The sequence below is a fragment of the Planctomycetaceae bacterium genome (assembly GCA_041398825.1).
Lineage (GTDB): Bacteria > Planctomycetota > Planctomycetia > Planctomycetales > Planctomycetaceae > F1-80-MAGs062.
In genome coordinates, this window is the sequence record JAWKTX010000016.1 from 83,580 (window position 1) to 97,285 (window position 13,706).

The following is a 13,706-nucleotide window of genomic DNA, read 5'->3' on the forward strand; positions in this document are numbered from 1 at the left end:
GCGCGCTGCTTTCCAGGTCTGGCTGATTTAACCTTGCTGCGGCCCTCTTTTCTTCCGCCGCCTTCCCAAACCTGTGTGACTCAATACGCCTGAATGGCGTGCGGATTTCGCATTCACCATTCGCGACAGAATTCCCTCCGTAAGGCTCAGCGCATTTGTGCTTGCGCCCGGTTATTTGATGTCGAGAATGATCTCATACCTGCCCTGAACCAGACACGACCGCAGATGCTGCTTCCCTGGGAATATGGTGTTCGCAATCTGGCCCGTCGGCCTGTACGAACGGCACTTACGCTCGTTGCTTTGGCGACGGTGGTGATGCTGGTGTTCGTCGTTGTGGGCTTCATTCGAGGGCTGGAACAATCGCTGGCGATCAGTGGGGATCCCGATGTTGTACTGGTCTATTCGGTCAACTCAGAGGAGAACATCGAGAACTCGTCCATTGAGGCTCGGACGCCGGAGTTGCTGACCGCCAGCATCGATGACGTTTGGAATCGGTTCGGCGTGCCGCATGTGTCTCCAGAGTTGTACATGGGAACGCGTGTCAGGTTCCGCGATGGCTCTGGCGGTTTGGGATTGGTGCGAGGTGTCACTCGCAAGGCCCCACTCGTTCGACGCAGCGCGCGATTAAGGCAGGGCCGTTGGCCGCAGGCGGGTGAAGTTATTGTTGGGCGATTGGCATCTGCCAAACTTGGTATCGACGACGACCATCTGGCGATCGGACAAACCATCGAATTCGAAGGTCAGTCCTGGCTGATCTGCGGCGAATTCTCTGCCGGGGGAGCAGCCTATGAATCTGAGATCTGGTGTCCGCTGGCGGATTTTCAAACTGCGACCCGGCGGCAGGACATCAGTCTGGTGGCCATGTTACTTGCGCCGGAAGCAACTGCAGCCAATGTCTCGCTGTTTTGCAAGCAGCGAACCGATCTGGAGCTGCGGGCGATTCGCGAGATCGATTATTACGGACTGCTTCAACAGCATTATCGACCAGTTCGGCTATTGGCATGGCTGGTTGTGATACTGGTAGCCGGGGCAGGCGTCTTCGCCGGATTGAACATGATGTATGGAGCGGTCGCCGGTCGAGTGCGCGAGATCGCAACTCTGCAGGCGATCGGATATCGACGGCGAGCAATTCTTCTGAGCCTTGTGCAGGAAGGCGTACTGCTGGCTGCCGCCGCTTCGCTTCTGGCAGGTGGCGTCGCACTCGTCTTTCTGAATGAAACCGCGGTGCGATTTACGATGGGAGCGTTTGTATTGCGTATCGACAGCGTCGCCATCCTGTGGGGCTGCGGCGCAGGGATTTTGTTAGGCGTCCTTGGTGCACTGCCACCGGCACTCAAGGCACTTCACATATCGGTGGCGACTTCACTCAAAGCAAATTAAAGGAGAACGGAAATGAAAGTGTTGAATGGAATATTCGTATGTGTGCTGACACTCTCCGTGGGATGCGGAACGTCCAATATGGGCAGCCCCGAGGCCTCGTCGAAGCCCGCTGCCGAAGGTGCTCAGTTTGTCACGATGATGGAACCTGCCGACGCTATCCCGGTCGGAGCCGCCCGTGAATCCGCTGAAGATACACAGGATGTGACGCTGGTTGGGAGAATTGGCGGATCGTCCGAGCCGTTCGTCGAAGGATTGGCTGCGTTTACGATTGTCGACCCGAAGGTACCGCACTGTGCCCCGGACGAAGGTTGCCCAACTCCGTGGGATTACTGCTGCACGCAGGATCAGGTCAAAGGCAACATCGCCACAGTGAAGGTCGTGGATGACGCAGGCAATCCGGTGTCCGGCGATGCTCGCCAATTACTGGGCGTCAGGGAACTTTCGACCGTCGTTGTTCGAGGTAAGGCAGAACGTGACGACCGGGGAAATCTGACAATTGCCACCCATCAGATTTTTGTTCGACCCGGCGAGTAAACCATGAGCGACACGCAACTGGACCTAAGAAATCTGGCGCTCAATCGTTCGCATTCTTCAACAAGCGGGAAGCCGCGACGCCGACGAAGGTTGTTGCGGTACGTCCTGCCCTTGAGCATTCTGGCTGGTTTCGTGGGACTGATCGTTGCCGCAAGTGGACGTCAATTCCTGCCGGGTACGTCTGTGACCGTCGTGCCTGTCATTGTGCAGCGGAGCGAGATTCAGCAGGCTGGCAGGGCCTTATTTCAGGCGGCCGGCTGGATCGAACCAAGACCAACGTCCGTCAGCGTCCCTGCGCTGGCACCGGGAGTGATTGAAGAGCTTCTGGTTGTTGAAGGTCAGGAAGTGAAACGGGGAGAGACGATTGCCCGGCTGATTTCTGTCGACGCTGAAATTGCTGTCGAGCAGGCCCGCGCGTCGCTGGCACTTAGCGAAGGCGAACTGCAGCGGGCGCAGGCGGAACTGAAGGCAGCTGAGTCACGACTTAACAATCCCCTGCACCTGAAAGCTCCGCTGTCTGAGGCTCGCAGTCTACTGGCAAAAACGATAACAGACAGTCAGAAACTGCCGTTCGTAATCAGAGCTGCCGAGGCTACGGTGGATTTCACCCGCCGCAGTTTTGAAGGGAAACGAAATGCGGGAGAGAGCATTCCACAGGTAGTCGTACTGCAGTCGGAACGGGATTACCTGACCGCTCGAGCGGAACTCGAAGAGTTACAGACACGTGCTCCCAATCTGAAGCGGGAAATTGAAGCTCTTCAGGAGAAAGTGCAGGCACTGGAAGAACAGTTGGGCCTGTTGATAGAGGAGCACCGACAGGTCGGCGAAGCGCGTGCCAAAGTTAACTCGGCCACAGCCGCGTGCGACGACGCAGGACTCAGACTGCGGCAGGCCGAACTCACGCTTCAACGCATGCAGATTTGTGCGCCAATGGACGGCCGCGTGCTGCGACTACTGGCTTCGCCCGGGACGCGTATGATGGGGCTTGAACAAACGGCCGGACAGAATTCCAGTACCGTGGTGGAAATGTACGATCCCGCGCGACTTCAGGTGCGAGCCGACGTGCGCCTCGAAGACGTTCCGCTGGTTACGCCGGGAGCACCGGTCGAAATTAAAACCGCCTCTTCGTTCCATCCGATCAATGGCACCGTGCTTCAGTCGACCAGTACGGCCAACATTCAAAAGAACACCCTGGAAGTCAAAGTCGAACTGATCGATCCGCCTTCGACCGTACGCCCGGAGATGCTGGTCACGGCGACGTTTCTTGCTCCGAGATCCAACACGCCCCCCGAATTACCCCTCGAAACCGACAGAATTTTTGTTCCCGGGCAGCTCGTGTCCTCGAACGATTCCGGATCGATGGTTTGGCTCGTTGACGAAAACAACCTGGCGACCCTCAGGACCGTGACACTCGGTGGCGACGGCCGGAACGGACTTGTCGAAGTGACCGCTGGTCTGAACGAGACAGACAAGCTGATTGCCTCGGCAACCAGCGAGCTGAACCCCGGCGAAACAGTTGTTATTCGTGAAGAAGATCCAAAGATCGGTGTGGAGAAATAGAATATGCCACTCGTCGCACTGCAGAACGTCACCAGATGCTTTACGAAAGGTGGTGAAACCATCACACCCCTTGACGACGTGAGCCTGAAGATTGATGAGGGAGAGTTTGTGTCGCTGATGGGACCGAGTGGAACCGGAAAGAGTACTCTTCTGAATCTGGTCAGCGGCATCGACCAACCGGATTCCGGTCGAATCATTGTGGCCGGAACCGAAATCTCCAGCCTGTCTCGCAGTCGACTGGCCGACTGGCGTGCTGCAAATCTTGGTTACATTTTTCAGACGCACAACCTGATACCCGTGCTCACCGCATATGAGAATGTGGAGTTACCAACACTGCTGCTGAAACTTTCCTCAACCGAACGCCATCAGCGCGTGGAACTGGCACTTGAAGCGGTCGGTCTCACCGATCGAGCACATCATTATCCCCGACAGCTGTCCGGCGGTCAGGAACAACGGGTGGGAATTGCTCGCGCAATTGTCGCCCATCCCAAAGTGGTCGTGGCCGACGAGCCAACAGGCAGTCTCGACACGGAAACGAGTCAGCAGATTCAGGTGTTGCTGCAGCGTCTTAATCGCGAACTGAACATCACCATTCTGATGGTGACCCATGACCGCGACGTAGCAAGCATCGCGTCCCGACTGTTGATTCTGGATCGGGGAAAGTTCCTGGAGCCAGCCACTACGACCGTCTGACGCGAACGAATTCCTATGTTGACGTATGTTTTCAAAACCCTGTGGCGACATCGCACGCGGAGTCTTCTGACTGTGTCCGGAGCCGCTGTGGCCATGTTCGTCTTCTGCTTCGTTGGCTCAGTTCAGGAAGGACTTCGTCGACTGACCACCGGCGCGGATGCTGATCGCAGCCTGATTGTTTTTCAGGAGAACCGCTTCTGCCCGACCAGCAGTCGATTGCCCGAAGACTATGCGAGACAGATTCTGCAATTGCCGGGCGTGCGTGATGTGATGCCAATCCAGGTCTGGACCAATAATTGTCGAGCCAGCCTGGACATTGTTGTGTTCAACGGCGCTGCCCCTGAACAAATTCAGAAGTCGCGTCCGGTCAAATTGCTGACAGGTTCGTGGGGCGACTTTCAGGCACGGCGCGATGCAGCCATCGTTGGACGGAATGTGGCTCAGCGACGGGGGCTATCTATTGGTGATCAATTCTCAATTGGCGACGTTTCCGTGCATGTGTCCGGGATCTTTGCATCTTCGGTTCCTGCGGAAGAGAACCTGATCTACACCAGTCTTCAGTTTCTCCAGTACACACGCGGACTGGATGCTGCGGGCCTGGTCACACAACATGAAGTGCTGCTGACGACTGAAGCGGACCCGGATCAGGTGGCCGCCGAAATCGACCGCGTGTTACGCGCCGGCCCCGTTGCTACCACCACGAGACGTAAGGGCGCATTCCAGGCCAGCACACTGTCGGACCTCGTTGATCTGATTGGCTTTGCCCACTGGCTGGGCTACGCCTGCGTCGGACTGGTGCTGTCGCTGGTGGCAACAACCACCGTGATGAGCGTTCAGGACCGCCTGAAGGAATACGCCGTACTGCAGACGATCGGTGTGAGACCAATGCGAACGATGCGACTGGTCCTTGCCGAAAGCACAATTCTGTGCCTGATCGGAGGTCTGACGGGAACACTGGCGGCAAACAGTTTGCTTGCCTGCGGAGGCTTCGCGATCGGTGCCGAAGGAGCGACCATTGCATTCCGACCATCGCTCAGTTTGCTCACAACTGGTTTGGGCGTGTCCCTGCTCGTTGGTATTTCAGCTGGCATCGCACCTGCGATTCAGGCTTCGACGGTGCCCATTGTAGCAGCACTGAGGCAGGAATAAGTGTCGATGTCGCCTTGAGTATTGTTCCGGGGAGATCGTTTGGCACCGTTGGATTCCCTACAATCGCTAAGACATTCAATCCTCACGGATCCATCGCAGACGACCACACGGAGCCGGGCATCCAATCTACTTCAACATTCTGGAGCGGCCGATAGAGAAATCGGGAACCGTGCCATGCCAATTCAGCGATTCGCCTTATTGAAGACGGGTGGCTGACTCGCGTGTATGGATACGCAGGGATGTGTGACATGGAATGGATTGACGATACTTGTGCCCCTGGGCACAAGCAACGCCTTACGCCGATCGCGTTGTTCCTATTGGTACTGCTCGCCGGCTGTCGCACGCATGGATCTTCCGTGGCGACAAAACACTTGAGTCCGGTTGCTTATGAGCGTCATTCACTGCCTCGTGAAGAACAGAATGTGGCTGCTCCCGGTCAGGTAATCTGTCAGGTTGCCCACACCGACGATTTGGCAGACAGCCGCAGCAACGATCAAAAGGAAACCAGCCCGTCCGAAAACGCAATCTTCGCTGATTCCGACGACTGGCCCAGTCAAACTACCACGGTTGACCTGCCTACCCTGGAGATGATGGCCGCTGGTTCCCATCCAGGACTACGACGTTTGCACCAACAGACGGCGGCCGCCTGGGCGAAGACCCGGTATATCGACAAATTGCCGGATCCTGTGGTTGGTGCGAATGTGTTTGGTCATCCAATCGAAACAGCTGCCGGTTCTCAACGAGCCAATCTGACAGTCATGCAAATGATTCCGTGGCTCGAACGCCTTGATGCCCAGGCTCAGCAGGCATGCTACGAAGCGATGTCCCTGCAGCAGGAGTACGAAGCGGAACGAGTGAGAATCATTGGGGAACTTCGTGTTCGCTGGGCCAGGCTCTACGTGCTGCAACGACAACGGCAAACAATCGCAGCAAATCAGCAGCTCATCGAATCGCTGACAAAAATCGTCACTGCAAGGCTGGCACTTAATCGTGGGTCTGCCGGGGACGTCACACTGCTGACCGTCGAACTTGGAAGACTGAAAGAACGTTCGATTTCGGTGCAGCAACAAATCGTATCCACGACCGCAGAAATCAACCGGCTGGCAGGTCGTCCCGCTGCTCATCCCATCGCAATCCCGAATGAACTGCCAGTCGAACTGGCCAACTGGAATTACGAAATGCTAAGACAGGCGGCGTGGCAGCAGCAGCCACTCATCGCAGCGGCACATCTGAAAGCGTCTGCGACTCGATGGGGAATTGAAGTGGCGAAACTGCATCGTCGACCGGATGTGTCGATCGGTGCGGCGTGGCACTACATTGAAAACAATCGGCCGCCATCAGGCACCGTCGACGTCGGCCGCGACGCCTGGTCGCTTGGAGCCCAAGTCAGCATTCCGCTTCAGAGACAAAAGTACGACGCAATGCAGGACGAGGCGACATGGAGACACGCAGCCTCGCACGCTTCGCTGGAAGACCTGCGTCTTGAATTCGACGCGATCATTCGGGATCAGTGGGAACAGGCTGTGGCTGCCCATGAGACAGCCACTCTGTATCAGTCGACAATCCTTCCTCAGGCCCGGCAGACGCTCGAATCCGATCAGCAAGCCCTGGCAAATGGGACCGTCGATCTGGATCGCGTGATTCAGGACATCCGTAACCTCCTGGCGCTGGAACTTGGATATCACCGGGCCATTGGCCAGATGGCAACCGCCACGGCGCGCATTCAGCAGGCAGTGGGGCAGGACCTTTCACCGGAGCACTCTGACAGGGCAGTCACGTCTGCAGATTTGCTCCAAACACAAAGCGAATAAACGGAAATCCTGCTCTCCGCGCAATCTGTCGCAGGCAGACCAATCACCCGATTCGAGTCCCCGTCTTGTTTCGTGAATGATCCCTGGTTAGCATTGCGGCATCGTTCCCGTGCGAATACTGACTTATCGGAATTCATGATGACAACCCGGTGGCATTCATGTCGCTTCGTTGCTGTGCTCCTGACAATCTCAGGGATGCTTGCTGCCGGTGCGCTTGATTTGTCTGCCATCGGCTGTCCGGGAACAATCTCTGAGTCTGGTTCAAACGGGACGATTCCGGCCTGCAAACAGACTCCAGCGTGTTGCTGCTCGGGCAATCAGGCAACGCTGAAAGGGAGTCGGGTTTGCCACTGTTCCCACCCGCAATCGGAACCGATCGTTCCGGCTTCAAATGTTCCTGAAAGAAACATCCAATTCCAGGCCAGCCAGTATTGCGTCACGATAAACGACGAGGCGGTGACGCCACTCTCGTCCCACCCCGTTCTTGATTCTGCGACACTGCTGCGTCCATCCATGCTTTCGGGTGGGCTCTGCCTGCGGCATTGCATTCAGGTCATTTAGACGTCCTGACACTCAGGGTGCGCGCTGCGCTCGATCATTTGTATGCCTTTTCGAACGCCGCGCAGACTGAGTTGCCCGAACGGTCCGTCATTGCATCGTGATCGTTTCGCCGGGCAACGTAACCCCTCGCTTCCGCTTCAGTTTCGCACGTGAATCACTCAGACGTGCGGCTGGCCGCGGCACTCTTTCCGGCACGGTTCCCGCCCGTCGGTGCTGTGCGCGGCCAGTCCGCCTTTCTTTGAATCTGTTCTTTCAGCAATGGGCAGCGACCATGAATGATCGCAAACAGGACGCAGTCTCACAGCAAACGGCTGATGGATCAGCTTCGAAGCTACCCGATTCTGCAACGAATCCAGGACGACTTCGGAAGTCGGGCATCTGGTGGATGAGGAATCTGTTTTCTGCCGGTTTGCTGCTGGCCGTGGGAACAGCACTCATCGCCGGCATCGGCCTGGCGCAACGAATGGGTTGGATTTCTGCCGGCGGATTCACTTCTTCGGCAAACAGCGATGACTCGGAGATTCATACCTGTCCAATGCATCCACAGATTCGGCAGCCTGGTCCGGGACGATGTCCTATCTGTGGCATGGCGTTGGTCGCCGCTTCCGGCGGCGGTGCAGACCTCGATGAACTTTCCGTACAGATCGAAACTGCGCAGCGCCGGCTTGCCAACATTCAGACGGAGCCCGCACGGCTGATCCCGGTCAACGCCGAAATCCGCTCCGTTGGGTCGATTGCGATCGATGAAAGTCGAATGTCGACAATCTCGTCGTATACCTCAGGCCGGATCGAACGCCTCTTCGCCGACTACACCGGCGTCGTAGTTGGTGAAAAAGATCACCTCGCGGTTGTCTACAGCCCGGACCTTTATTCAGCACAGGTAGAATACGTCGAAGCTCGCCGAGCTCTTTCCACATCGACATTGAGCGAACTCGAAATTGTACGTGAGACACAAGAGAAGCTCGTTGAGAATTCCAGGCGTCGACTCGTCGAACTCGGCATGACAGATGATCAGCTGGAGGCATTGGAGAAAACCGGCCAAGCGCAATCGCGACTGACGATCTACGCTCCAATCGGAGGGACAGTCATCGAAAAACTGACGGCCGAGGGAGATTACGTTGATGCCGGAGAACCAATTTACAAGGTGGCGAATCTCACAACAGTATGGCTGATGCTTGAGCTCTTTCCGGAAGACGCCTCACGAATACGGTTCGGACAACAGGTCACGGCCGAAATCCAATCACTACCTGGTGAACTGTTACAAGGTCGCGTTGGGTTCATCGACCCAACCGTCAACCCCCGGAAACGCACGGTGGGAGTTCGCGTTGAATTCCTCAATGAAGATCAGCGACTACGCCCCGGCGACTACGCCAGTGCGACGATCACGGTGCCGATCGGGCCGCAGGGAGAAGCCTACGATTCAGAACTGGCCGGTAAGTGGATCAGCCCGATGCATCCGCAGATCATTCGAGATCAACCGGGCCCATGTCCCATTTGCGGCATGGACCTTGTTCCCACCACACGCTACGGCTACTCAGAACATCCAGTCGCACAGCCCGCGTCTCTGGTCATCCCGCGTTCGGCCGTGCTGATGGCGGGTTCGCACAGCGTGGTGTACGTCGAAGAGGAACAGGGGCGTTTTGAAGTTCGGGTCGTCACAATCGGCCCCATCCTGCGGGACCAGGTCATTGTGGTCGACGGACTCAGCGAGGGCGAGATGGTCGCAACAGCCGGTAACTTTCTCATCGACTCGCAAATGCAACTGGCTGGCAAACCCAGTCTGATTGATCCCACCCGAGCCATCGCAAGGCAAAACGAACGCAACACACCGCTTAGTTTTGATTCCATCACGGTGGCGCCCGTGGGCGGCGTTGCCGGTCGGCAACTCGAAGTACTTTATCAGGCCTACTTTCGAATTTTCGAGTCGCTCGCAAACAACGAAGTTCCTCAGCCGGCAGATGCCGGGGCACTTCATGAATTGGCAACATTACTCGCGAAAAGCGAGGAACTCAACGAAGCCACGCACCGACTGCTGCGGACGATTGCAGAGCGCAGCGAGCACCTGCACCACCTGTCTATCGATGAAGCTCGACTCGAAGCGTTTCGGCCGATCAGCCACGCGATCGTAACGATCGCCACTCAGGCTCGCGGGGAACAGGCTTCTGATCCGGTCTTTCAGATGTTCTGTCCGATGGTGGAAGGCGGAGGCGGCGACTGGCTGCAGTCCGGATCAGAACTCCGGAATCCATACCGAGCCGTTGATATGCCACGTTGCGGCCTGGTTGTTCGGGAGTTGCCGGTGCAAACCAAGGCCCCATCATCAGACCCCGACTCAGATTTGTCATCCGGTAATGATTTGTCATCCGGTAATGATCAGGAGCAACCGTGATGCTGGCAGCACTCATTCGCTTTTGCATTCGCGAACCGCTGATCGTGCTGGTCGCACTTGCGTTTGTCGTCGGCTTCGGCGTCTGGTCGACACAGACTGTCCCGATTGATGCGATTCCCAATGTGGGCGAGAACCAGGTGATTGTTCTCACCGCATGGCCTGGTCGTTCTCCCCAGGACGTCGAAGACCAGCTGACATACCCGCTGTCCGTGAGTCTGCTTGCTGTCCCGAATGCTGAAAGCGTGCGTGGCCGAAGCATGTTCGGTTACAGCTTTGTGCAGGTCACATTCTCGGACGACATCGATCTGTACTGGGCCAGGTCGCGCGTTCTGGAACAGCTGGGAACCGCGGCTGCAGCGCTTCCGGAAGGGGTTGTACCAACGCTTGGCCCGGATGCCACAGGTTTGGGCCAGGTCTTCTACTATGTCCTGGAGCCCCCTCCTGGAATGAACCTTGCCGAACTCCGCAGTCTGCAGGACTTCGTGATCAAGTATGACCTGCAGTCCGTCGAAGGCGTCAGCGAGGTCGCCAGCGTGGGCGGTTACGTTCGAAATTATCAGATCGAAGTCGATCCCGACCGTCTTCGCTTCCACAATGTCACCCTCGATCAACTTGTCACGGCAGTCCGCAGTTCGAACATTGATGTGGGAGCCAGAACGGTCGAAGCAACCGGCATGGAATACATCATCCGCGGCCGCGGAACCATAGGCGCGGATCGGGATCCTTCTCAGGCGATCCATGATATTGAGGAAACGGTCGTACTTTCACGAGAGGGTGTACCGGTCCGAATTCGCGATCTGAGTCGGGTGCAAATCGGTCCAGAGTTCCGTCGGGGGGCGATCGACCTGAATGGGTCCGAGGCCGTAGGCGGGGTGGTCGTGATGCGATTTGGTCAGAATCCGCGCGATGTAATCGCTCGCGTGCGGGAAAAAATCGATCAGATCGAACCGAGTCTGGGGGGCGTCAGGATTCGCGCGATCTACGATCGAACAGGCCTGATCGATGAAACTGTAGGAACGCTGACCGGCGCACTTCGGGAAGAACTGGTGATTACTCTGGTGGTCATCGTTCTGTTCCTGCTGCACCTCAGAGCAAGCATCGTCGTCGCGGTGACAATGCCGTTGGCGGTCTTAGTCTCGTTCATCGGGATGAAGACTTTTGGCATCGACGCAAACATCATGTCGCTCGCCGGGATCGCAATCGCTATTGGCGAGGTCGCCGATCTTGGAATCATCATCTCCGAAAATATCTACCAGCATCTGGTGGAATGGGAGGCTGATCCGCAACTGCAGAATGAGAAGAGCCGGGAACAGGTTGTCATTGACGCCACAGAAGAAGTCGCGTCGGCCGTGTTGACCGGTGTCACGACGACGATCGTCAGCTTTCTGCCAATTTTCTTCCTGACCGGGCGCGACTACAAGCTGTTTGCTCCGCTGGCCTGGACGAAGACATTCGCAATGATCGCTGCCATCCTTGTCGCACTTTTTCTGGTACCACTGTTGTGCCGAATGCTGCTTCGCACAACGAGATGGAAGACTCACCTGCGCTGGTCAGCAGCTGCCATAGCGGCCGGGGCGGGCATCGTTGCTGTCCCCCTGCTTTGGAATCCGGACCTGAGCGCTCAGTTGCCTGTCGATCAATCGACATCGGCTGTCATCGCAGCAGCCTTCGCCGGGGGCATGGTATTGTTATTGTCCCGGGAACGGCTCCGACCCATCGAACGGAACCCAACCAGTCGACTGATTCTGTTTTTCTACACCCCCACGCTGCGTTTCTTCCTGAATCACAAGATGGCTTTTGCCGCGATGCCGCTGATCATCGTCGTACTTGGAATGGGGGCATGGATCGGAATGCCCGCGGTGCTGAGCCCTTTTGAATGGGTCAGCCGCCGGCTGGGAGCCGAACCAAATGATTTTCCGGGATACGTCGCATTGAAGCACTCTTTCCCGGGATTGCGAAGCGACGACTGGATCGCTCTGGACGAAGGCAGCTGGTTCTATATGCCAACGCTGTACCCGGCTGCCAGTTTCAGTGAAGCGATGCAGGTGCTGCAGACGCAGGATGCGCTCATTTGTGAGATTCCGGAAGTGGAAAATGTACTCGGCAAGATCGGACGGGTCGAATCGGCGCTCGATCCAGCACCGGCCGCGATGATCGAAACTTATGTGATGCTCAAGCCCACCAACCAATGGAGAGACGGCGTCACCATCGAAGACATCTGGAATGAAATCACTGCTGTCGCAACGCTTCCCGGGGTCACCCCCGCATCTCCACTTCAGCCGATTGAAGGACGCGTTGTGATGCTCCAGAGCGGCATCAAGGCATCGATGGCGATTCGGATCTTCGGCGACAACCTGGAAGGACTCGCGAAAGCTTCTCTTCAGGTAGCCGAACAGCTCCGACAAAGTCCGTACGTTAATCCCGCTACGGTGAATCCCGACATCGTCATGGGCAAGCCCTACGTCGAGTTTGAAGTTGATCGTGAAGCCTCTGCCCGGTTCGGTATGACGACAATGATGGTGAATCAGGTCGTTGAAACCGCACTCGGTGGCATGAACCTTACGACCACAATTGAAGGTCGCGAACGTTATCCGATTCGGCTCCGATATCAGCGAAACATGCGGGAACGTCTCGATCAGCTCGATGAACTTCCTGTTGTCACGCCAACCGGCGAAGTCGTGGCCCTTTCTCGTCTGGCGAAGATGGAGACGACCTGGGGGCCCGGTATGATCAACAGCGAAGATGCTCGACTGGTCGCCCACGTTTCGTTCGCTCCATCAGGCATCGCAGGAGATCTTGAAACGGTCGAAAACGTCGAGAACGCTCTCCGTAGTGCACAGGCCCTTCCCGACGACAATCCAGCGGCTCTGAATCTGCCCGCAGGCTATTCACTCGCCCCGGTTGGCTCATTCCAGAACCAAATCGAGGCAAATGAGCGATTGATGCTCATCATTCCGCTCGTTGTCCTGACAAACCTGTTGTTGATCTATCTGGAATTCCGAAACTTAACGATCGCACTCATCATCTTTTTGCAGGTGCCCGTCGCATTTGCTGGCGGCATGATCGGTCTGGGCATCGCCGGGACTGAAATGAACACCGCGATCTGGGTCGGTTTTATCGCGTTGTTTGGCATCTCTGTAGACGATGGCATCGTGATCGCTACCTATATGCAACAGCTGTTCATACGCCGAAAGCCGGAATCAATCGCAGACCTTCGACTCGCGACCACAGAAGCTGGCCAGCGTCGCATTCGACCGTGTTTAATGACGGCCTTCACCACCTTCGGCGCATTGCTGCCTGTGATGACAGCGACAGGACGTGGTGCCGACGTGGCCCGCGCAATGGCGCTGCCCGTCTTTTCCGGCATGTTCTTTGAACTCGTATCGCTGTTTGTCGTCCCGGTGCTGTTCTGCTGGTACATGGAATTCAGACTGACCGCTCCCGCCAGCGACACTCACTAACAAACACTCACAAGCAGTGACAACCACACATTCAACTCCAGCCATGCAGCGCGTTGTCCGGCGTGCAGGCTCTTCCTGAAATCACGCTGCAACAGGAGCTCCGGACAAGAGCGTTCGACAGGTGCGATCCATCCATTTGGCGGCGAAGCGTCTGGCAATGTTCCGATC

Annotated in this window: 8 protein-coding genes; all 8 read left to right on the forward strand. The window is 56.7% G+C overall.

Features of this window, described 5'->3' with window-relative positions; translation table 11 throughout:
* Positions 1-225 precede the first annotated feature (225 nt).
* The gene (locus tag R3C20_22945; GenBank protein ID MEZ6043366.1) at positions 226-1,380 is read left to right on the forward strand and encodes an ABC transporter permease; all 1,155 of its coding nucleotides are present in this window, start codon (positions 226-228) and stop codon (positions 1,378-1,380) included.
* Positions 1,381-1,392: 12 nt separating this feature from the next.
* Complete coding sequence (locus R3C20_22950; protein ID MEZ6043367.1) at positions 1,393-1,914, forward strand: hypothetical protein; 522 nt, start codon at positions 1,393-1,395, stop codon at positions 1,912-1,914.
* 3 nt (positions 1,915-1,917) lie between these two features.
* Positions 1,918-3,474: an efflux RND transporter periplasmic adaptor subunit gene (locus tag R3C20_22955; protein ID MEZ6043368.1), complete on the forward strand. Its 1,557-nt coding sequence runs from the start codon at positions 1,918-1,920 to the stop codon at positions 3,472-3,474.
* Between the two features lie 3 nt (positions 3,475-3,477).
* Entirely contained in the window at positions 3,478-4,167 is a 690-nt protein-coding gene (locus R3C20_22960) for an ABC transporter ATP-binding protein (protein MEZ6043369.1), read from the forward strand.
* 15 nt (positions 4,168-4,182) lie between these two features.
* A complete protein-coding gene (locus tag R3C20_22965) occupies positions 4,183-5,316 on the forward strand; it encodes an ABC transporter permease (GenBank protein ID MEZ6043370.1) in 1,134 nt (377 codons plus the stop codon).
* 248 nt (positions 5,317-5,564) lie between these two features.
* The gene (locus R3C20_22970) at positions 5,565-7,127 is read left to right on the forward strand and encodes a TolC family protein (GenBank protein MEZ6043371.1); all 1,563 of its coding nucleotides are present in this window, start codon (positions 5,565-5,567) and stop codon (positions 7,125-7,127) included.
* A gap of 832 nt (positions 7,128-7,959) precedes the next feature.
* Positions 7,960-10,077, forward strand: coding sequence for an efflux RND transporter periplasmic adaptor subunit (locus tag R3C20_22975; protein ID MEZ6043372.1), 2,118 nt, complete (start codon positions 7,960-7,962; stop codon positions 10,075-10,077).
* Complete coding sequence (locus tag R3C20_22980) at positions 10,077-13,538, forward strand: efflux RND transporter permease subunit (protein MEZ6043373.1); 3,462 nt, start codon at positions 10,077-10,079, stop codon at positions 13,536-13,538. The genes R3C20_22975 and R3C20_22980 overlap by 1 nt, the downstream gene beginning before the upstream one ends.
* Positions 13,539-13,706: the final 168 nt, after the last annotated feature.

Coding starts and splice junctions, on each gene's coding strand:
- R3C20_22945 (MEZ6043366.1), top strand. CDS start 226: ATGCTGCTTCCCTGGGAATATGGTGTTCGCAATCTGGCCCGTCGGCCT.
- R3C20_22955 (MEZ6043368.1), top strand. CDS start 1,918: ATGAGCGACACGCAACTGGACCTAAGAAATCTGGCGCTCAATCGTTCG.
- R3C20_22950 (MEZ6043367.1), top strand. CDS start 1,393: ATGAAAGTGTTGAATGGAATATTCGTATGTGTGCTGACACTCTCCGTG.
- R3C20_22970 (MEZ6043371.1), top strand. CDS start 5,565: ATGGAATGGATTGACGATACTTGTGCCCCTGGGCACAAGCAACGCCTT.
- R3C20_22975 (MEZ6043372.1), top strand. CDS start 7,960: ATGAATGATCGCAAACAGGACGCAGTCTCACAGCAAACGGCTGATGGA.
- R3C20_22980 (MEZ6043373.1), top strand. CDS start 10,077: ATGCTGGCAGCACTCATTCGCTTTTGCATTCGCGAACCGCTGATCGTG.
- R3C20_22960 (MEZ6043369.1), top strand. CDS start 3,478: ATGCCACTCGTCGCACTGCAGAACGTCACCAGATGCTTTACGAAAGGT.
- R3C20_22965 (MEZ6043370.1), top strand. CDS start 4,183: ATGTTGACGTATGTTTTCAAAACCCTGTGGCGACATCGCACGCGGAGT.